This is a genomic window from Colwellia sp. KU-HH00111 (genome assembly GCF_040362745.1).
GTDB lineage: Bacteria > Pseudomonadota > Gammaproteobacteria > Enterobacterales > Alteromonadaceae > Colwellia.
Genome location: NZ_BAABWO010000010.1, coordinates 115,916 through 136,313, shown reverse-complemented (window position 1 = coordinate 136,313; position 20,398 = coordinate 115,916). Strand labels below are relative to the sequence as shown.

18 protein-coding genes are annotated in these 20,398 nt (G+C 38.3%); 9 read left to right on the top strand and 9 right to left on the bottom strand.

Annotated features, from left to right (window positions below):
- Positions 1–168 precede the first annotated feature (168 nt).
- A complete protein-coding gene (locus ABXG98_RS16665) occupies positions 169–1,038 on the top strand; it encodes a LysR family transcriptional regulator (RefSeq protein WP_353539828.1) in 870 nt (289 codons plus the stop codon).
- Between the two features lie 17 nt (positions 1,039–1,055).
- Here ABXG98_RS16665 and ABXG98_RS16660 read toward each other — a convergent pair whose 3' ends face one another.
- The 5 genes from ABXG98_RS16660 to ABXG98_RS16640 form a co-directional block, all read right to left on the bottom strand.
- Positions 1,056–2,201, bottom strand: a complete 1,146-nt coding sequence (locus ABXG98_RS16660) for a M14 family metallopeptidase (protein ID WP_353539827.1) — start codon at positions 2,199–2,201, stop codon at positions 1,056–1,058.
- A 48-nt stretch (positions 2,202–2,249) separates the two neighbouring features.
- The gene (locus ABXG98_RS16655; RefSeq protein WP_353539826.1) at positions 2,250–3,197 is read right to left on the bottom strand and encodes a permease; all 948 of its coding nucleotides are present in this window, start codon (positions 3,195–3,197) and stop codon (positions 2,250–2,252) included.
- A gap of 64 nt (positions 3,198–3,261) precedes the next feature.
- Positions 3,262–3,555, bottom strand: a complete 294-nt coding sequence (locus ABXG98_RS16650) for an ArsR/SmtB family transcription factor (RefSeq protein ID WP_353539825.1) — start codon at positions 3,553–3,555, stop codon at positions 3,262–3,264.
- Positions 3,556–3,908: 353 nt separating this feature from the next.
- Positions 3,909–5,738: an SLC13 family permease gene (locus ABXG98_RS16645; RefSeq protein WP_353539824.1), complete on the bottom strand. Its 1,830-nt coding sequence runs from the start codon at positions 5,736–5,738 to the stop codon at positions 3,909–3,911.
- Between the two features lie 222 nt (positions 5,739–5,960).
- The gene (locus tag ABXG98_RS16640) at positions 5,961–6,095 is read right to left on the bottom strand and encodes a hypothetical protein (RefSeq protein WP_353539823.1); all 135 of its coding nucleotides are present in this window, start codon (positions 6,093–6,095) and stop codon (positions 5,961–5,963) included.
- A gap of 318 nt (positions 6,096–6,413) precedes the next feature.
- Between ABXG98_RS16640 and tkt the strand changes: the two genes are divergently transcribed.
- Both tkt and epd read left to right on the top strand, forming a co-directional pair.
- Positions 6,414–8,402, top strand: a complete 1,989-nt coding sequence (gene tkt, locus ABXG98_RS16635) for a transketolase (protein WP_353539822.1) — start codon at positions 6,414–6,416, stop codon at positions 8,400–8,402.
- Between the two features lie 96 nt (positions 8,403–8,498).
- Positions 8,499–9,545: an erythrose-4-phosphate dehydrogenase gene (gene epd, locus ABXG98_RS16630; RefSeq protein WP_353539821.1), complete on the top strand. Its 1,047-nt coding sequence runs from the start codon at positions 8,499–8,501 to the stop codon at positions 9,543–9,545.
- A gap of 87 nt (positions 9,546–9,632) precedes the next feature.
- Here the strand turns inward: epd and pgi are convergent, their stop codons facing one another.
- The gene (gene pgi / locus ABXG98_RS16625) at positions 9,633–11,273 is read right to left on the bottom strand and encodes a glucose-6-phosphate isomerase (RefSeq protein WP_353539820.1); all 1,641 of its coding nucleotides are present in this window, start codon (positions 11,271–11,273) and stop codon (positions 9,633–9,635) included.
- Positions 11,274–11,841: 568 nt separating this feature from the next.
- Between pgi and ABXG98_RS16620 the strand changes: the two genes are divergently transcribed.
- Positions 11,842–12,870 carry a LacI family DNA-binding transcriptional regulator gene (locus tag ABXG98_RS16620; RefSeq protein ID WP_353539819.1) on the top strand — a complete coding sequence of 343 codons (1,029 nt, stop codon included), beginning with the start codon at positions 11,842–11,844 and terminating at the stop codon, positions 12,868–12,870.
- Between the two features lie 87 nt (positions 12,871–12,957).
- Here the strand turns inward: ABXG98_RS16620 and pspC are convergent, their stop codons facing one another.
- The 3 genes from pspC to pspA all read right to left on the bottom strand — a co-directional run bounded on the left by pspC (position 12,958) and on the right by pspA (position 14,368).
- Complete coding sequence (gene pspC, locus ABXG98_RS16615) at positions 12,958–13,422, bottom strand: envelope stress response membrane protein PspC (protein WP_353539818.1); 465 nt, start codon at positions 13,420–13,422, stop codon at positions 12,958–12,960.
- The gene (pspB, locus tag ABXG98_RS16610; RefSeq protein ID WP_353539817.1) at positions 13,419–13,646 is read right to left on the bottom strand and encodes an envelope stress response membrane protein PspB; all 228 of its coding nucleotides are present in this window, start codon (positions 13,644–13,646) and stop codon (positions 13,419–13,421) included. The genes pspC and pspB overlap by 4 nt, the downstream gene beginning before the upstream one ends.
- A 62-nt stretch (positions 13,647–13,708) precedes the next feature.
- Positions 13,709–14,368: a phage shock protein PspA gene (gene pspA / locus ABXG98_RS16605; protein ID WP_353539816.1), complete on the bottom strand. Its 660-nt coding sequence runs from the start codon at positions 14,366–14,368 to the stop codon at positions 13,709–13,711.
- A gap of 257 nt (positions 14,369–14,625) precedes the next feature.
- On the opposite strand from pspA, the gene pspF reads away from it, so the two are divergent.
- Genes pspF through ABXG98_RS16580 form a run of 5 tightly spaced genes read left to right on the top strand, consistent with a single transcriptional unit; the run spans position 14,626 to position 20,397 of the window.
- Positions 14,626–15,747 carry a phage shock protein operon transcriptional activator gene (gene pspF, locus ABXG98_RS16600; RefSeq protein WP_353539815.1) on the top strand — a complete coding sequence of 374 codons (1,122 nt, stop codon included), beginning with the start codon at positions 14,626–14,628 and terminating at the stop codon, positions 15,745–15,747.
- Positions 15,740–17,443, top strand: coding sequence for an ABC transporter substrate-binding protein (locus tag ABXG98_RS16595; protein WP_353539814.1), 1,704 nt, complete (start codon positions 15,740–15,742; stop codon positions 17,441–17,443). Before pspF ends, ABXG98_RS16595 begins: the two co-directional genes overlap by 8 nt.
- 2 nt (positions 17,444–17,445) lie before the next feature.
- Entirely contained in the window at positions 17,446–18,462 is a 1,017-nt protein-coding gene (locus ABXG98_RS16590) for an ABC transporter permease (RefSeq protein ID WP_353539813.1), read from the top strand.
- A 1-nt stretch (position 18,463) separates the two neighbouring features.
- Complete coding sequence (locus ABXG98_RS16585; RefSeq protein ID WP_353539812.1) at positions 18,464–19,357, top strand: ABC transporter permease subunit; 894 nt, start codon at positions 18,464–18,466, stop codon at positions 19,355–19,357.
- Positions 19,357–20,397, top strand: a complete 1,041-nt coding sequence (locus tag ABXG98_RS16580) for a peptide ABC transporter ATP-binding protein (protein WP_353539811.1) — start codon at positions 19,357–19,359, stop codon at positions 20,395–20,397. The genes ABXG98_RS16585 and ABXG98_RS16580 overlap by 1 nt, the downstream gene beginning before the upstream one ends.
- Position 20,398 lies beyond the last annotated feature (1 nt).

The following is a 20,398-nucleotide window of genomic DNA, read 5'->3' as shown; positions in this document are numbered from 1 at the left end:
TGCCGGTTTCATTAATTTATCGCGATTAAAAATATTTGAATATTCATCATTACTGAAGTCTCAGTTCGATAAAACTGAATGGTGAAATTGTTAAGTTAGAGTCATAAAAGGTATATAATAAAGTAAAAAACACTGGGCATTTAATTAAACTAATTTGAGGACAACACCTTGGAATTTTATCACTTACGCTCTTTCGTTGCGGTTGCTCAAACAGGAAATTTAACTCAAGCAGCTAAACGGCTATATACAACCCCACCTGCAATAAGTGCTCACATAAAGACACTAGAAGAAGAACTTTCTACGTTATTATTCATTCGTTCTAGCAAAGGTATATCTTTAACCGAAAAAGGTGAAATATTACTTTCTAAAGCACAAAACACCTTGGATAGTGCTGTCGACATAGTAAACCTTGCTGCCGATAATCAATATGAAATTATGGGTACATTCCACCTAGCCATTAATCTAACTGCCGAGCAATTAAAACTTACTGAATTAGCAAAAAACTTACAAGAAAACTGTCCCGGTATCAGTTTAGATATCCACCAGCAATCAACTGGAAAAACAATTAATGAAATTAGAGAACATCAAATATGTGGTGGTTATATTTTCGGTGATATTCCCAAAGATTTTATCGCCATCAAGGTGATGGAGCAAACCATAACAACAATCGCACCAATAACATTTGATTCCAGTAAAATATTGAGTGTGTCTGATCTCTGCCTTCATCAATGGGTTATGATGAGTGATTATTGCCCTTTTGATATATTTTTGAAAGAGCAGCTGGGTAGTGACGTTCTTTCAGTTACGAAAACGAGTGATGATGGCACTCGATTAGAGCTAGTGAAAAATGGCTTAGGGTTGAGCTTTTTAGAAAAAGAAGAGGCCATCATTGCTGAAAACAACAAGCAAGTAAACGTTTTACCTTTTCTAGACTTCACTACATCATTACACTTTGTTATTGCTAAAAGTAGAGTTAATGAACCATTAATCAAAGCCTTAATGCAAGAGATTAAAATATTATGGAATATTAAAAATTAGTCCTCAACGCTAACCTATTATTTTAATGCTATATAGTGTGCAATTGGGTCTAAAATTGATTGTCCCAAAGCGATACATTGCTCCTGAGGATTATTAGCGGTTTTTGCCTCCACACTCAACGGTGTTTTAAACGGTAATTCTAGTAGTAACGATAAACAACCAAAGTTATGTTCAACATAGTCAGTTGCTTTTGCTAATTCATGTGGTTGATTAAACGTTGAACCACAACAGCCTACACCACAACCTGATTGATAATTGTCATAATCGTAAAGTGTTTGAAAGTTAGTATTACTTTGAGCAAACCTACCCTTAAACTCATCAGCTTGTTGCTTGAGTTTTAAAGATGAACTCCCTCCCATCATGAAGGCATATGGGATTTCTTCCTCACCATGTATATCTAAAAACAAATCGACGCCAATTTCATGCATAGCTCTTCGGACATAATAAACCTCAGGGCATTCCAACTTTGATGGATGATGCCATTGTCGATTCAAATTAATTCCCGCTGCGTTGGTACGATGATTACCTCGCACACTGCCATCGGGGTTCATATTTGGCACAAGATAAAACACTGCGGAGGATAATAATTGCAGTGAAGAAGGGGCTTTATTTATAAAGTGGGTTAATATTCCCTCAATAAACCATTGCGCCATAGTTTCTCCAGGATGTTGACGGCCAACAATCCAAACCTTTTTCTTATGAGCGGCTTGTTCGCCAATGACAACTAATTCTATAGGATGATTATCTAAACTAGTGCCTAAATTCTTTTTATCGAAAAAATCTAAACACATAATTTTTGACATCAATGCTTGATGCCTTTCATAATAATAAGGCACATAGTAGGCGTAAAAAATCCGGCTAGATGTGGGTGTATGATGAATTATCAATGCTTGTTCATCGTAATAGCTTTCCACTCGAAACCAATTCTCTTTATTATATGATGCTAGCACGTTATAACCAGTTAAAGCGTTACTGAAACTACTTTCACCAGCATTAACAATAGTGATTTTATGAACTTCATTAGCACTTGTGTCTAAACAAAAATGAAACCACTGTCGCGTGCAGGCATTGTTATCTTTTTTAAGCTTGAGCTGTATATTTGTTGGAGAAGCCACACTTACAACATCAATATTACCACTGTCAAATTCACTGCTAATTTTCATAAATACCTCCGGTCTATTTTATCTTTTATTATTGATTCCAGTGTGCGGTTACATGTACTCTATCGCAAACCCAGTTAAACAAGCGGTGGCGAACACCAAGAAGATGAAAGCAAGTAAAAGTGGCCAATGAAACATTTTTTTCATCATGATCATTTCAGGTAAACTCGCACCAGCCCCACCTATAGTAAGTGATATAATTGCCCCCATACTCATTCCTTTTGCAGCTAAAGCGGCAGCAATTGGCACCATAGTTGAAGCCCTTACATAAAGAAAAACACCAATAATTGCTGTTATAGGAATCAACCAATAACTGGCAATATTTGCGAGTTTTCCAAAAAAGCTTGTCGGTACATATCCATGTAATAAAGCACCAATCGCTACACCTAATATCATGTAAGGCATAAATGAGATAAACTGATTTAGCGTGTCTTTTAACATAGCAAGCCCTTTTAGCTTTTCAAGGCTCCCCCTATCCTCTTCACTAAGTGTGTTACCCTCATCACTCTGGCAATCAAGGGTAGTAGCCTCGTTTGAACAAGGCGGGGCAAGAAGCTCTTTTCGAATATAACGATCAAATTTTAGCTGTTGCAAAAGATAACCACTTAAAACAGCAAGTGTAATAACAAAAACAGCGTAGATCAGGGTGGTTTTTGCGCCAAAACTCACCCAAAATAAACCAACAATAAATGGATTGAGTAACGGCGAGGTAAATAAAAACGCCATGATAGGGCCAAAAGTAGCACGTGCTTTAATCAAACCTATTGTCATCGGCAAGGTTGAACAACTACAAAACGGTGTGACCGCACCTAAACAAACAGCAACACTGTAACCACGATTCCCGCTTAGTAAGCTTTTCACTTTATTGGCAGATAGCTTTTGATTGATAAAACTCACGATAAAACTTATACCAACAAAAAGTAAAGCCAGCTCTGTAAATGTGCCAATAAAAAAATCAACCGCTTTAGCCAGCTCTTTCGATGTACTAAAATCAAACATAATTTATCCCTCAAAAAATAAACCTATATTTCTAGTATAATCGAAATATAGGTAATAAAAAAAATTACCTCTTTTCATCAATACAGCATTCTTCTGATAAAAAGTTCATTAATTTATTCAACTCTTGATATTGGGCAAAACAGCGCAGTACACGTCCTTCCCTTATTTGTTTAAGCAAACCAACGCGTACCAATCTCGTAATATGATGCGACAAAGTTGAACCAGGTACATTCAGTACTTGCTGAATATGGGCAACTGGCAAGCCATCAACACCGGCTTTTACCAATGTTTTATATATGCCCAATCGAGTGGTGTGGCCTAGCTCGGCCAATTGTGCTGCTGCGTATTCAATTTTCATTATCAGACTATAAAACAAAAACCAAAAAGAATCAATACTTCTAGAATTATAAAAATATATTTTTATCTGTTTAAACCTAAACCAAATTCGTTTGATTTAGCATGACAAGACCTAAACACATTAGCCTTGTTATTGAACATCGAGCATAGCTCTGAGTTGGGAAGAAATTTAATCATATTAATGATATTAAGCACGTTAAAGACAGTAAAGTTTACAGTATTATCTAAGTAACATAAAAAACGATAATACCTGGATTTATGGATAGTCTCTGTGATTCGTTTTACCCACGTTAATAGGCAAACGATTAAGTAATGAGTTTTCAATGTTAGCCAGACAACCTACCGTTTAATAAATTAAAAATAAAGCCAACTCAGTAAAAAAGACAAGGTTACCCACATCAGCAACACTAAAGGTATGCCAATACGCATAAAGTCTGAGAATTGGTAACCTCCAGCATTCATCACTAGCAAATTCGTTTTATAGGCCATAGGGGTTGCATAACTTAAGTTTGCGCCAAATAATACCGCTAAAATAAAAGGCTCTGCAGGTAAATTCAATTGATGGGCAACCGAAATAGCAATGGGTGTACCAATAACCGCAGCAGCATTATTGGAAACAACATTGGTTAGAATAGCAAGCAGTAACATTAAGGCGGATAACACTCCCGTTGGAGGCAAACTAAACGAAGAGGCAACAAAAACTTGGGCAATATATTCTGCCCCACCTGTTTTCATTAAAGCTTCACCTAGCGCTAATGATGCAACCACGATCAAAATCACTGGAGTACTTAATGCAGATGATACTTCATTCCAGCTTAAACACTTAGTAACTAGCAAGGCCAAAACACCACATAATGAACTGATTTCAATGGGTAAAACACCCAACGCTGATGATAGAACCACCGTAAGTAAGGTCACTAAAGCTATAGGGGCTTTGCTGGTTTGCGGTAAAGCCTCTGCACCATCAATAACCAATAAACCCGGCTTAGTTTTCAAAACATCAAGTTGCTTAACTTCGCCTTGAACCAACAATATATCACCAATACGTAAGGTAACTTTTCCTATACTACTTTTGCCAATTTCCATTGCTTTTCCGGCGCGATGCAAGGCTATCACCGATATATTATGTTTGTTGATGAAGTTTGCTTGTTTTAACGTTCTGCCTTCAACACCTGAACCTGCAATAATGACTATCTCTGCTAATGTTTCGGTTTCTGGCTCACTTTTTTCTTCATCTTCAACCTTAGACTTACCTGAAAATAACGTAGCGCCTAACAGTGCTTCGTATTCTTTTAAGCGATCAGGGTAGTCATGAATTTTTAACCTATCCCCGATAATTAATTCAGTATCAGGTAACAGCATCACGTTTCTATAATCAGGGCTTCGCTGAATGCCTTCTATTTTCATTTGACCATCGGTCATATCAATCGCTTGTGCGATGGTTTTACCTAGCGCGTCACTTTCTTCATTAATAGTCAAATAAGCACTGAATAAACGCGGTGATGTATCTGTCATAAATGCAGCGCGTTTAGGTAATAATTTTGGTGCGATTAACCACAGGTAGAAAATAGCAATTATTGCAGCAATTAATGCAGGTTTTGCGAAGTCAAATAAGCCAAACTCAACTTCTCCCATATTTTTGGCAATACTGACCACTAATAGGTTTGTTGAGGTGCCGATAGTGGTTGTCATACCGCCAACTAAGGTAGCCAAGCCCATAGGTAATAACATCGGTGAAGCGTCAGTTTTGTTTCTCAGTGAAACACTAATCAAAATAGGTAATAATAAAACCACTATCGGGGTATTGTTTACAAAAGCGCTCAGAGTAGCCCCTAGCACCAAGGTTAACAACAATGACAACGACGGGCTTATTTTCCACAATTTAGCCAAGTATCGCCCTATAGGCTCTAGTGCTCCAGTATTGACAATACCTTGACCAATAATCATTAAAGCACAAACCGTTATTAGCGCTTCATGGCCAAAGCCAAAAAATAAAGAACTGGGTTCAAAGTGAACGCCATCCACTGAAAAGGGAAATAGCGCAAATATTAAGCATAAAATGGCAATAACTACCAAAGACGATGTTTCTAATGGGAAGTCATCACGACGAAATAAATAAAGCGCAAATACTGTAATTAATAAAACAATGATTGCGTGGTTATTGGGTAAGTCCGGAAAATTCATAAATACCTTAACGCTACGTAATGTAAGCTTCTATCCTACTCTCTAGCTTTATACAATGATATGGATAATTCTACAGTGTAATACATTTTTCTTGTTACTACTGGGTCATCAAAAGTAGAGCTAATCCCATGATAAAAAGAAAAAAGCCCTGTAACTCTTACTGAGTTCAGGGCTTAAATTTTCATTATTGACACGTGATTTTTAATCAATAATTTGTTTTCATTATTCTGATTGAGCTGTTTTTACTTCCATGTCATCAGCTACCGAGTTATTACTCAATATTGCTGAAACGGTCATAATAAATACTGCAAAAATAACCGTAGTCAGCTTTAACCCTTTCGGGGATGACTTACGCATTTTAATTACCTAATTTTATTTTTTTTATTCGATTGCCAGTTATTTCAATAACGACTATTTTATCAATAATCGTACGACAAAAGAGTCGTTTACCATTACCGATTTGCAACCTGATTAAAAAGTAAACCATCTATAACAAAAATTCAAGCGAATACTTGATTTTTCTAGCTTTAATTTCACTTTTCAACTAAGCACTTAACGCGAAATCAAATAAAATATAATAAATAACGCAATTTAATTTGCGCTATGCCTTGTGGTAGGGGAAAATACGCGCAATTCAATTATCCCTCATTAATTTATAGTAGATCTGGAGCTAATATGTCATCGCGTCAAGAACTAGCCAATGCCATTCGTGTTTTAAGCATGGATGGCGTACAAAAAGCAAAATCAGGACACCCGGGTGCCCCTATGGGTATGGCAGATATCGCAGAGGTTTTATGGCGCGATTTCTTAAAACATAACCCGACCGATCCTAACTGGCCAGATCGAGACCGATTCATCTTATCTAATGGTCATGGTTCAATGTTAATATACTCATTATTACATTTATCTGGCTATGACCTCTCGATTGAAGATTTAAAAAATTTCCGCCAATTACATTCTAAAACACCCGGTCACCCTGAATATGGCTATACACCCGGTGTAGAAACAACAACAGGGCCTCTAGGTGCAGGTATATCTAATGCAGTAGGTATGGCTATTGCTGAAAAAACCTTAGCCGCACAATTTAACCGTGACAATCACAGTATTGTTGACCATTACACCTATTGTTTCTTAGGAGACGGTTGCTTAATGGAAGGGATCTCTCATGAAGCTTGTTCACTGGCAGGCACATTAGGTTTAGGAAAGTTAATTGCGTTTTGGGATGACAACGGAATTTCGATTGATGGTCATGTTGAAGGTTGGTTTACTGACAATACACCACAACGTTTCGACTCTTATGGTTGGCATGTTATTAACGTTGATGGACATGACAGCGAAGCAATTGCTGCCGCTATTGCTGAAGCAAAATCAGTTACTGACAAACCCAGTATGATTTGTTGTAAAACAATTATTGGTTTTGGTTCGCCAAATAAATCAGGTAGTCATGATTGTCATGGTGCGCCGCTAGGTGATGATGAAATAGCAGCAACCCGCGAATTTTTAAATTGGTCGCATGCGCCATTTGAAATTCCTGACAATGTTTATGCACAATGGGATCAAAAAGAAAAAGGTAGTGCCAGTCAAATAAGCTGGAATGAAAAATTTAGTGCATACCAAGCCGCTTACCCTGAGCTTGCAAGTGAATTTGAACGACGTGTGATTAAAGGTGAACTCCCACAAGATTTTGAAGATAAAGCCAATGCCTTTATTCAACAGTGCCATGAAAATGCTGATAATATTGCCTCGCGTAAAGCGTCGCAAAACGCCATTGAAGCGTTCGGTAAAGTGTTACCTGAAATGTTAGGTGGCTCTGCTGATTTAGCTGGTTCAAATTTAACACTGTGGTCTGGCTCTAAAGGCATTCAAGACGATGCTGCAGGTAACTACATATTCTACGGTGTACGTGAATTCGGTATGAGCGGCATTATGAATGGCGTGTCTTTACATGGTGGCTTTATCAATTATGGTGCTACCTTCATGATGTTTATGGAATATGCACGCAACGCAGTACGTATGTCAGCGCTAATGGGCATTCAAAATATTTTTGTTTACACCCATGACTCTATTGGTCAAGGCGAAGATGGACCGACACATCAACCTATTGAACAATTAACTAACTTGCGTACAACGCCTAACTTAACGACATGGCGCCCTTGTGATGCAACTGAATCAGCTGTTGCATGGAAAGCTGCGGTACAAAATCAAAAAGCACCTACGGCATTAATATTTTCACGTCAAGGTTTACCAGCTATTGCCCGCAATCAAACACAAGTGAGCGATATTGCAAAAGGCGGTTATATTTTACAAGATTGTGATGGCACCGCTGAGGTTATTTTAATTGCAACAGGCTCTGAAGTTGCCTTAGCGATTAATTCAGCTAAAGCTTTAACTGAGCAAGGTAAAAAAGTACGTGTTGTATCTATGCCATCGACTAACATTTTTGATGCACAATCCAGTGATTACAAAGCATCTGTTTTACCTGCAAACATCACTAAGCGTGTGGCAATTGAAGCAGCTCATGTCGATTTCTGGGCAAAATATGTTGGTTTAAACGGCGCTGTTGTCGGGATGACAACTTTCGGAGAATCTGCACCTGGTAATGTATTACTAGAGCACTTTGGTTTCACCGTTGACAATGTAGTTAACACGGTTAATGCGCTTTAGTTGGCAATTTAATAACCGTTAGTAAGATTTTGATGGGCAAGAATAATTGCCCATCTTTACCCCTTCCACTTCGAATATGATTACTCATACCAGCCTATGATAAACATTGCTATTAATGGTTTTGGCCGCATCGGCCGCAGTATAGTTAGAGCGCTTTATGAAAGCGGGAAAACTGATCAATTTAAGATTGTTGCTATTAATGATCTTGCCCCTGCGAGTGGTATAGCTCATTTATTAAAATATGACTCGACTCATGGTCGTTTTGATTTTTGTGTTAAAGCAGAAAACGAAACCCTGTACTTATCTCAGTGCCATACCCAAAAAGATGCAAATCAATATGACGAAATTGCTTTGTACCACGTTGACACCATTGAAGAGCTACCATGGCATAAACACCAAGTTGATATAGTGCTTGATTGCACCGGTATTTTTGGCAGCAAAGCCGATGGTTTGGCACATATTAATCAAGGCGCAAAAAAGGTGCTATTTTCACACCCTTGTGCTCAAGATATTGATGCTACTATTATCTATGGCATTAATCATCAGCAGTTAACCATAGATGATGTTGTTGTTTCTAATGGCTCTTGCACCACAAACTGTATAGTCCCGGTAATAAAAGTGCTAGATGATGCTTTTGGTATTGAAAGTGGTACCATTACGACTATTCATGCATCAATGCACGATCAGCAAGTCATCGATGCTTATCACCCCGATTTGCGCCGAAGCCGTGCCGCCAGTCAATCTATTATTCCAGTAGATACTAAGTTAGCCCTTGGCATTGAACGTATTTTGCCTAAGTTTAAAGGTCGATTTGAAGCCATTGCGGTACGTGTGCCTACTCTTAACGTAACGGCGATGGATTTAAGTGTAACAGTCAATAAAGACGTGACTATTGATGATATTAATCAAGTTATCAAAGAGGCACGAGCCAAATCATTAAACAACCATGGCCTAGCAGGTATTTTAGATTACACGGAGGAGCCGTTAGTCTCAGTTGATTTTAATCATGATGCACACTCTTGTATTGTTGATGGTAACCAAACCCGCGTCAGTCATAAACGTTTAGTTAAAATGCTAGTGTGGAGTGACAATGAATGGGGCTTTGCCAATAGAATGCTAGATACAGCACAACAAATGGCTTAACAAAGATCCCTCACTCTATTGATAAAGTGATAAAGGCAGCCAAATATCTGGCTGCTTTTTTATGTACTAACTTACAAGCTATGTAAGTTATTTAGCATCAAGATAAAACTTCATTAGACTTGCCGTTGAGCAGTCATGTTTATCGGTAATTTGACCGCTATCAAGCTCTTCTTGGATCTCAGCCGCTAACCCTTTGCCCAGCTCAACGCCCCACTGATCAAACGAACATATTTGTAAAATAATCCCTTGCACAAATATTTTATGCTCATATGCAGCGATTAAGCTACCGAGGGTTTTTGGGTCGATACGCTTGAGTAAGATAGTATTTGTTGGTCGATTACCTTTATGTACTTTATGAGGCGCGACTTTTTCAATATAATCCGCAGTACGACCTTTTGCTTTAAGATCCGCCCTAACCTGCACTTCATTAACTCCAGCCATTAAGGCCTGAGTTTGTGCAAAGAAATTTGCCATCAGTGTTTCATGATGTCCTTGTACCGGGGTAACACTTTCAACTGAGCCAATAAAATCAGCTGGCACAACGTTATTGCTTTGATGTAGGTATTGATAAAAAGCATGCTGCCCATTAATGCCTAGCTCGCCCCAAATAGACGGAACGGTTGCATAGTCAACATCATCTCCATCCCAAGAAACTGACTTGCCATTACTTTCCATTTCGGCTTGCTGTAAATAGGCTGACAACATATGCAACGTTTGATCATAAGGTAAAATAGCCTGAGAGCGAGCACCTAAAAAAGTGGTATTCCAAACACTGATCAACGCCATAATCGTTGGCATATTATCTCTTAAAGGAGCGTTGATAAAATGTTGGTCCATTTCATTAGCTCCTTCAAGTAATTCTTTAAACTTATCAAAACCTAAATCTAAGGCTATGGCTAAACCGATAGCAGACCACAGTGAGAAACGACCACCAACCCAGTCCCACATGCCAAAAATATTTTCCGCTTCAATTCCAAAGCTCATAGCATTTTCTTTATTGGCAGTAACCGCAACAAAATGTTTTGCTACCGATTTTTCATCAAACGATGAGCTGGTTAGCCATTTCATTGCGGTTTTTGCATTGGTCATAGTTTCTGTGGTTGTAAAGGTTTTACTAGAAACAATAAACAAAACTTTTTGCGGATCTAATGGACGTAAAACTTCAACAATTTGTGCACCATCTACATTAGACACATAATGAACATTCATACTGCCATCGCTATAGTGTTTTAAGGCTTCAGTGACCATTTGTGGGCCAAGATTTGAACCACCCACGCCAATATTGACAATGTCTGTTATACGTTTACCTGAATAGCCCAACCAGTGGCCTTGGCGCACCTTATTCACAAAACCTTCCATTTTCTCTAATTGGTTTTGTACTTGCTCTGTAATATTTTCACCATCAAGTATTAATGGCTCGTTCTCTTGGCGTCTTAAAGCGGTATGCAATACTGCACGCTCTTCGGTTTTATTAATTTTATCGCCAGAGAACATTTTTGTGCGCCACTGTTTTACTTGCGTTTCTTCAGCTAAATCTAATAAACAGTCGATAGTTTCACCATCAATTAAATTTTTTGAGTAATCCAGCAGCAGGTTGGGTAATTCAATAGAGTATTTATCGAAGCGTTCACTATCATTGGCAAACAAAGTGTTCATGTGTTGAGACTTTTTATCTAAAGCTAACTGTTGTAGTTTTTTCCAACTCGCTAATGATTGGCGATCTGACATAGTGGTTCCTGTATATACCTTGGGAAAGAAGTAAAAAAGCGGTTACTTAAAATACCCGCAAATAATACTGCATTATGATGACACTTTTAATAAGAATATTAATTATTCATTTATGTTAGGGTCTGTTGATCTTTGCTGATTATTTTTGCAGCAGTTTATTAGCCTTTTATACAAGGCAGAGCTTATGTTGTGTAGTTGCTCTACTCTAATAAGCGATAACGCAGTAGAAATGGCTAATAAACGCTGTCCTACGGATTCGTTTAAATGCTTCTTGCTCTTTGTTGCGAGGAATTTAAATAGAATAACTATGCTACATTCCTAGCGCCGCGATCAAAAAGCATTTAATTCGAACAAAATTTAAACATGAAAGGTCAACAGACCCTAGTGAATTTGTTACTCTATTAAATAATGACAACGCTGTCAATCAGGCGAGATTTACTTTTAGCTCATTTAATTAGATAAAAATAGCATTAGTTATTGCTGCAAAGCAAAAGAACCACTACTCTAGCGGTGTTGTAACAATTGCATTGAACAATACATAATAAGTACTAAAAGGCTGATAGGATAAATGAAAGCAACAATTAATGATGTCGCTAAACTCTCTGGCGTATCAATTAAAACCGTCTCACGGGTGATGAACAAAGAGCCATCTGTTCGTCAGCTCACGCGTGAAAAGGTACAAGCAGCGGTCAAAGAGCTAAATTACCAACCCAACCTTGCTGCACGAAACTTAGCCGGCACCAAATCCTTCACTATTGCTTATGTTTACGACAACCCCAATGCTTATTATGTTATTGACATGCAAGAAGGTATTTTATCGGCATGTCGTCAACAAGGTTTTGAGTTATTAATCAATCCATGTGATTCGCAAAAAGAAAACATTACCGAAGACATTATCGATACCATTAAGCATGCGCGCGTGGCAGGTTTGGTTTTAACCCCACCATTTTCAGAACGTCCTGAATTTGTTAAACAAATTCTTGCCCAGGATATTAAAGTAGTGCGCATTATGTCTGGAGATGTTGCTCCTGATGAGTTAAGCCCCTGTGTTATGGTTAACGATAGAGATGCCGCTCAAACCATAACACAACATTTAATTGACCTAGGCCATACAAAAATAGGGTTCATTGCCGGTGGTGCAGCGCACATGTCAACAATTGAGCGTTATAAAGGTTACCGGCGAGCATTAAAAGCTAATAATATTGCTTTTAATCACAATTTAATTATCGAAGGTGAATACTCATTTGAATCCGGTGTTAATGGTGCAAAAAAATTGATCGCTGAAAAGGTCACAACAGAAAATCGTCCTACTGCTATTTTTTCATGTAATGATGAAATTGCTGCAGGCGCTTTATTTGCAGCGCGACTCATGAATATAAATATTCCTGAGCAATTAGCCATCGCGGGATTTGAAAATAGCCCATTCTCTCGTCAAACTTGGCCTAAACTTACCACGGCGGATCAGCCCAATAAACAAATTGCACATGATGCAGCGAGTTTATTAATCAGCCAAATAAGAAAACAAAAAGGAAAAAGTGAAACCAGCCAATATGTACCACAACTAATGGTTCGTGACTCTACTGGCCGACACAGCTGAAGGGGTAATTAAGCTTAGGATTAGCATTTTTAAACACTAATCCTTTGATAAAATTAAAATTTCCGACTAATTTAAAGCTAACTAATTTTAAAGTTTATTAATTTCTCTTGCTACGGTAAATTCAGACGATGTAACGTATTGCTCAATACCTTGCAGTTTCTTTTCTAACAAGGTGAACTTTTTACGAATATCGTGAAAAGCTTGTTTAGGCGGCTCTCCTGACTGCCAAACCCGAGTCTTCACTTTTATCGACTCATTATCTGATTGAAAGTGCTCTCCAGTTACATGTGAACTGTTACTTTTTGAATATTGGCTAGTACTGTCAGCGTGACCAAATTTTGCATGAACTTTATTAACGGGGGTTTTATCCAATATAAACCATGCAGCAACATACCCTAAGATTAAGAAAGGCATACCAAATAAAACACCTGAGACCACCAATATTCGAACTAACCATGCCTCCCAACCAAAATAATCAGCAATGCCAGCACAAACACCAGCTATTTTTCCTCGGCTAGAGTTTCGGTATAGCTCTCCTCGTTTGGTGTTCATAATTTACTTCTCCAATCCGGGGTTTCTGCATCTAAAATGGCTTCAAGCGTTTGAATGCGATCAGACATTTTATCGGCCATTTCAGACAATTGCGATAACTGAGTATATTCTTCTTCACTTAAGCCTTGGCCTACTTGTCTTTTACTACGGTAATGTAATATTAACCAAATAGGTGCAACCAAGCCCATAAAAATAATCAACGGTGCTACAATAATCTCTTCCAAAATACTTCTCCTTTACTTATGCCTTCAACTACTTGCTTAAAACTTTAAACGCATATTACATATTATTTCTTTTTCATTTTAGCTTTTAATGACGCTAATTCATCATCTATTTTCTCATTTGATTCAAGCTCTGCAATTTCATCTGACAATGACTTGCTTCCCAAATCATGAGATTCAACTTGCGCTTCTAGATCGTCAATTTTTCGCTCATAGTGATCAAAACGGTTGAGGGCATCATTGACTTTTGTGCTATCAATATTTTGTTTAACTTTTAAACGAGAGTTAACTGTTTTTTCACGAATAACAATGGCTTTTTGGCGAGCTTTTGCATCAGCAAGCTTTTCTTGTAGTTGTGAAATTTCATCTTGAAGCTTCGTTATGTGCGATTCAACATGAACAAGTTCTTCTACTAAAGCTTGTGAGTTTTCAGTACTTTTTTTCTTTTCCAATAAAGCCGCACGAGCTAAATCTTCACGGTCTTTGCTCAACGCTAATTCAGCTTTGTCTTGCCATTGCTGTGCTTCGTTTTCAAAGCGAGTCACCTGACGCGTTAACTCTTTTTTATCTGCTAAGGTTTTAGCAGAGCTTGAACGTACCTCAACTAAAGTATCTTCCATTTCTTGAATAATTAATCGTACCATTTTGGCAGGATCTTCAGCTTTGTCTAATATACTATTGATATTAGAATTTATAATATCGGTAAACCTTGAAAAAATACCCATAACTACTTCCTCTCGACTATAATTAACGTTTTCATTTACCCTAAAAACAATGAAGTTTGTTTAAAGAGTATGAAATCGGCCATAAACTTAAATATAAATTTATACCTAAGTTATATTCATGATTTGCGCCAATTTGACAAAACATGATAAATCACTGTTATAAAAGAATTTATTAAATACTTAAAAAGTACTACCATCTAATCGATTAATGAAATACACTATTTGTTAGTGAAATAAACCAAAAGTTAGGTCAGAGCATGTCGCGGTTTAATAAACAAGACAATCTTCTTGGACAATCAAACAGTTTTCTCGAAGTATTAGAGCAAATATCTCAAATTGCACAGCTAAGTAAACCAGTATTGATCATTGGCGAACGAGGCACAGGTAAAGAACTCGTCGCCGCTCGCTTGCACTACTTATCTAAGCGCTGGGAACAGAGCTATTTAAAACTTAATTGTGCGGCGTTGAATGAAAATTTACTTGAAACTGAGCTATTTGGCTATGACTCAGGAGCATTCACTGGAGCAAGTAAGCGTCATGAAGGTCGATTTGAACGCGCCGACAACGGTACGCTCTTTTTAGATGAAATTGCCAATACTTCAGGATTAATACAAGAAAAGCTATTACGTGTTGTAGAATACGGTGAATTTGAACGTGTTGGTGGCTCTCGTACCATTACAACTGATGTTCGACTGGTAGCAGCTACTAATGAAGATTTGCCCTCTCTAGCCGCCTCAGGGCAATTTAGAGCAGATTTACTCGATCGTTTAGCTTTTGATGTCATCACATTACCGCCTTTGCGAGAGCGTCTAGATGATATTTTAATGTTAGCTGAACACTTTGCTGTGAATATGGCTCGTGAATTAGAGTTTGAACTCTTTAGTGGCTTTACTGAAAAAGCAAAACGCGCCATGCTTGAATATCATTGGCCTGGTAATATACGTGAATTAAAAAATGTGGTTGAGCGTAGTGTTTATCGATGTAACAATCCGCACCTGCCGGTAGATAATTTAGTGGTTGATCCCTTTGAATCGCCCTTTAGACCAAGCCAGCGAATTAAAACCCATGATCGTGTGCATGTCTCAGAAAAAGTGCAAGAGGAAAGTGCCGCGCCTATGTCAACTGCCCATGAGCCAAACCGCAATACCGATACAGAATCACCTATAACTTCTAGCTCAGCGTCTTTTGCTCATACTGAATTTCCACAGTCATTAAAGTCTTTATCGCAAACCTATGAAATAGATCTAATAAAATCAGCACTGGCTCATTGCCAATATAACCAAAAGAAAACCGCGCAAGCGTTAGAGTTAACTTATCATCAATTAAGAGGCTACTTAAAAAAATATAATTTACTCGATGGCAATGAAGTCGATGAATAACGTCACCAACTTACTATCTTCTTGCCTGGGCGCATTGTTATTGCTTGGTTGTAACAACGAGAGCATTGTGTCGTTAAGTGAACACAGTGTGATATATTGCGCCGAGGGCTCTCCCGAAACCTTTAATCCACAATTAGTGACCTCGGGCACCACAATAGATGCGACCTCAAATCAACTATACGATAGGTTAATTGCCTACAAAGGCAAAGAAAACAAGCTTGTGCCCGCTTTAGCAAAGTCTTGGCATGTTACCCGAGATGGCAAAAAGGTTACCTTTTACTTACGCAAAAATGTCGCCTTTCACCAAACCGAATATTTCACTCCCAGTCGCTTTCTCAACGCTGATGATGTTATGTTTAGTTTTAATCGTATTTTAGACTCTCAACATCCCTTTCACTGGGTTTCTGGTGGCAATTACCCATTTTTTCAAAATATCGGGTTGAACGATCTTATAGAGGATGTTGAAAAAATCAATGAGTACACTGTTCGCTTTCATCTCTCTCATGCAGACAGCTCTTTTTTAGCAAACCTTGCTACCGATTTTGCCATTATTTTATCTGCCGAGTACGCACAGCAACTCATGCAGCAAAAGGTGAAAGCTAATATTGATACCTTTCCCATTGGCACGGGTCCTTTTAAACTCAAAGAATATCGCGTGGGTTCGCTCATTCGCTTTTATCGCCATGAGCAATATTGGCAGCCACCAGCACAAATTGAACAGTTAGTTTACGATATCACTCCCAGTAATACTGGCAGATTAACTAAACTATTAGCCAAAGAATGCGATGTTACCGCTTACCCCATTGCCCATGAAAAAATAACACAACATAAAGACTTAACGCTAGAAGCTGTCACAGCACTTAATGTTGGTTATTTTGGCTTCAATGTGAACAAACCGCCATTTGATAATAAACTTGTTAGACAAGCCGTCAGTTATGCGATTAATAAGCAAGTATTACTTGACGCTGTATACCAAGGCAAAGCTGAATTAGCTAATTCTTTATTGCCTAAAACATCGTGGGCATATAATGAAAACGTACAAGAACAAGAGTTTAACCCGATCTTAGCGAAAAGTTTACTTGAAGTTGCTGGTTATGCACAAGGGTTCAGCATGGACTTATGGGCAATGCCCGTGCAACGTCCTTACAACCCCAATGCCATCACTATGGCTAAACTTATTCAAGCCGATTTAAAAAATATTGGTATCAAGGTCACAATTGTCAGCTATGAATGGAATGCTTTTTTACACCGACTGCAATTAGGCGAACATCAAAGCTTTTTATTAGGCTGGTCAGCCGATCATCCTGATCCCGATAATTTTTTCTCACCTATGCTAAGTTGCTCTGCAACACAGACCGGCAGCAATACAACCTTTTGGTGTAATCAAGAATATGATGATATTATTCAAAAAGCATTGCAAACGACTAACACTAAGGTTCGAAAAAAGCATTATGCCCAAGCAATGAAGATCCTAGCGCAAGAGGTACCTTTGATCCCTATTGCACACTCAAAACGTTATCAGGCTAGGGGAAATAACGTCACTGGGCAAGTATTAGCACCGTTTGGTGGCATAAATTTTTATCCCGTAGCAAAAAACGGCGTCCTACAAAACAACAGAATCATTGAGTCAGATGATGATGATTTTGACGAGGTTGAACACCACAATGATAGTGACACTGAAGTAGGTGAAAACTAAATATGCTCATTTTTACCCTCCGTCGATTAAGTTTATTTATTTTTACTATGATACTGTTAACGGTATTATCATTTAGTTTAAGCTTTCTATTTCCTGGCGACGCCTTAGTCAATATGTCTGGTGCGATAAATGCCACCCCTGCTCAACTAACCAATCTACAGCAAAGTTATCAAACACAGAGCAATATTTTCTGGCAATATATCGTCTACCTTGAACACATAATCAATGGTAATTTAGGCATTTCAATGGCAAGCCAGTCAGATATCGGCAAAGAAATTCTAAGTTTATTACCCGCGACTATTGAGCTAAGTCTTGCCGCCCTATTCGTTGCTATGTTGATAGGAATACCTTTAGGCTTTATAGCGGCCATTAAACATAATAAAGCCACAGACAACATTATTTTATCGGTATCTATGCTAGGGTATTCAATACCTGTTTTTTGGTTAGGTCTATTAGCAATATTAACCTTTTCAATTACTTTAGGTTGGTTCCCTTCTGCCGGAAAAATTAGTTTATTATTTGAAATTGAACTCATCACAGGTATCCAATTTATTGACATATTGTTAAGCGATAGTCCCTATAAATGGCAAGCCTTCAGCGATGCCACTGCTCATATAATTCTCCCTGCGTTTGTTGTTGCTATGGCACCCGCCACTATCTTTATACGATTAGCAAGAACGTCCATGATAGAGGTTTTAGAAACGAGCTATATTAAAGCAGCAAATGCTAAAGGTTTGACATTTCAACAAATTATTTTTCGTCATGCGATACGAAATGCCTTAATAAAAATAATACGCCATGTTGGTTTACAATTTGCCAATTTAATCACTATTGCCATGGTAACCGAGGTAATTTTCAGTTGGCCAGGCATTGGTCGGTGGTTAATCGAAAGTATCTATCATCGTGATTACACAGCAATTCAAAGTGGGTTGTTAGTATTATCATGCTTTATCTTTGTTGTGCATATTTTTACCGATTTTATTTATGCAGCACTCAACCCACTCGCTAGAGGCAAATAAGATGGCTCGTGATAAAATTTATCTAGAAGAGGTTTTCCCTTCTCCATTTATGCAGCACTGGCAAATCTTTCGTAAAACACCAGTGGCAATGGCTGGATTTAGCTGCTTTATCTTTCTTATAGTGTTAGCAATATTTGGTCCCATTTTGGCACCTCATTCCCCTGTTGAAGGCCAATTGGATATGCTGTTATTACCTCCAGCATGGCATGCTGACGGCAACGTTAGTTATTTACTCGGCACAGATGAGCTAGGCCGAGATATGCTTTCTCGATTAATGTATGGAACTTCACTAACTTTTGGCTTAAGTTTTGTTGTGGTTATTACCTCGCTTATTGTTGGTGTGGTTATAGGCTCTTTATCTGCCTTAACCACAGGGTTAAAGTCTAGTTTTTTAAACCACTTTCTTGATGTAATTCTTTCTATACCATCACTGCTGCTTGCTATTATTATTGTGGCTATCTTGGGGCCTGGTATTAATAATACGGTGTGGGCAGTCGTTATGGTTTTAATTCCACAGTTTATCCATATCACTCGTTATGCTGTTAAAGAAGAGTCTCGAAAAGATTATGTGCTTGCTTCACGCCTTGATGGCGCGAGTAAATTTAGAATACTGTACTACTCTATTTTTCCTAATATTGTCGACCGGATCATGAGTCAAGCCACCCTAGCACAATCGGCTGCTATTTTAGATATTGCTACCTTAGGCTTTTTGGGTTTAGGTGCGCAAATTCCATTACCTGAATGGGGAGCAACCTTAGCGAACGGCTTAGATTTATTTTACATTGCCCCATGGACAGTATATTTACCTGGATTAGCGATTTTATTCGCTGTTGTTGCCACCAACTTAGTTGGTGAAGGCATCCGTCATGCATTAAAGCTACGCAAGGACAGATAATGAATTTACTCGATATCAGAAATTTATCTATTGAGCTACTACATGACGAACAAAGGATTTTGGCTGTTGATAAAGTCAGTTTATCAATGAAAGAAGGCGAGGTAAGAGGATTAGTAGGTGAGTCCGGCTCAGGAAAGTCTCTACTAGCACAAGCTATTGTAGGTGTGTTAAACGATAAATGGCATGTGCATGCCGATAGGTTTCATTGGCGCGGCGTTGATTTATTACGATTATCGATAGCAGAACGTAAAGTTATTCTTTCTCGTGACATCGCAATGATTTTTCAAGAGCCGATGGCTTGCCTAGATCCAACCACAACCATTGGTGAACAATTATCAGAGGCAATCGACGAACAATCATTAACTGGCTTTTTTTGGCAAAAAAAACAACAACGCAACCAAGCTGCTGTCAAACTACTACATAAAGTAGGAATAAAAAAACCTGATACTTGTCTTGATAGTTATCCACATCAATTAACAGAAACCCTATGCCAACGGGTAATGATAGCAATAGCGCTAGCTAGGCGACCTATGTTATTAATCGCTGATGAGCCTACAGCCGCAATGGAAAATACTAACCAAGGTCAAATTTTTAGGTTACTAGCCAGCTTGAATCAGTTAAAAAAAATGTCGATATTACTTATTAGCCATGACCTTGAAAATATCACTCATTGGACTAATACCATCACTGTGATGTACAGCGGACAATTTGTTGAAGCTGGCACCACTGAGCAAATATTTAACAAACCTTTACATCCTTACACCAAAGCATTGGTTGATAGTAGTCCCAGTGCTAACTTTCATTTACCAGCAAAGTCAAGATTAATGACGCTACCCGGAAGTATTCCTATTTTGCAACACTTACCTATTGGTTGTCGATTAGGTCCACGCTGCCCAAGAGCACAAAAAGCTTGCGTAATAGCGCCTACTGTCACCAATTTCCATGGTCATAAGGTAAGTTGTCATTTCCCATTACTGCCAATTAAATCGTCCGCTAAGGCTGTTAAATCATCTGCTAAAGCAGTCAAGGGAGCTTGCTAAC

Bases quoted from the DNA above. Each gene is read 5' to 3' on its own strand.
- ABXG98_RS16660 (WP_353539827.1), bottom strand. From the start codon at position 2,201: ATGAAAATTAGCAGTGAATTTGACAGTGGTAATATTGATGTTGTAAGT.
- ABXG98_RS16655 (WP_353539826.1), bottom strand. From the start codon at position 3,197: ATGTTTGATTTTAGTACATCGAAAGAGCTGGCTAAAGCGGTTGATTTT.
- ABXG98_RS16650 (WP_353539825.1), bottom strand. From the start codon at position 3,555: ATGAAAATTGAATACGCAGCAGCACAATTGGCCGAGCTAGGCCACACC.
- ABXG98_RS16645 (WP_353539824.1), bottom strand. From the start codon at position 5,738: ATGAATTTTCCGGACTTACCCAATAACCACGCAATCATTGTTTTATTA.
- ABXG98_RS16640 (WP_353539823.1), bottom strand. From the start codon at position 6,095: ATGCGTAAGTCATCCCCGAAAGGGTTAAAGCTGACTACGGTTATTTTT.
- tkt (WP_353539822.1), top strand. From the start codon at position 6,414: ATGTCATCGCGTCAAGAACTAGCCAATGCCATTCGTGTTTTAAGCATG.
- epd (WP_353539821.1), top strand. From the start codon at position 8,499: ATGATAAACATTGCTATTAATGGTTTTGGCCGCATCGGCCGCAGTATA.
- pgi (WP_353539820.1), bottom strand. From the start codon at position 11,273: ATGTCAGATCGCCAATCATTAGCGAGTTGGAAAAAACTACAACAGTTA.
- ABXG98_RS16620 (WP_353539819.1), top strand. From the start codon at position 11,842: ATGAAAGCAACAATTAATGATGTCGCTAAACTCTCTGGCGTATCAATT.
- pspC (WP_353539818.1), bottom strand. From the start codon at position 13,422: ATGAACACCAAACGAGGAGAGCTATACCGAAACTCTAGCCGAGGAAAA.
- pspA (WP_353539816.1), bottom strand. From the start codon at position 14,368: ATGGGTATTTTTTCAAGGTTTACCGATATTATAAATTCTAATATCAAT.
- pspF (WP_353539815.1), top strand. From the start codon at position 14,626: ATGTCGCGGTTTAATAAACAAGACAATCTTCTTGGACAATCAAACAGT.
- ABXG98_RS16595 (WP_353539814.1), top strand. From the start codon at position 15,740: ATGAATAACGTCACCAACTTACTATCTTCTTGCCTGGGCGCATTGTTA.
- ABXG98_RS16590 (WP_353539813.1), top strand. From the start codon at position 17,446: ATGCTCATTTTTACCCTCCGTCGATTAAGTTTATTTATTTTTACTATG.
- ABXG98_RS16585 (WP_353539812.1), top strand. From the start codon at position 18,464: ATGGCTCGTGATAAAATTTATCTAGAAGAGGTTTTCCCTTCTCCATTT.
- ABXG98_RS16580 (WP_353539811.1), top strand. From the start codon at position 19,357: ATGAATTTACTCGATATCAGAAATTTATCTATTGAGCTACTACATGAC.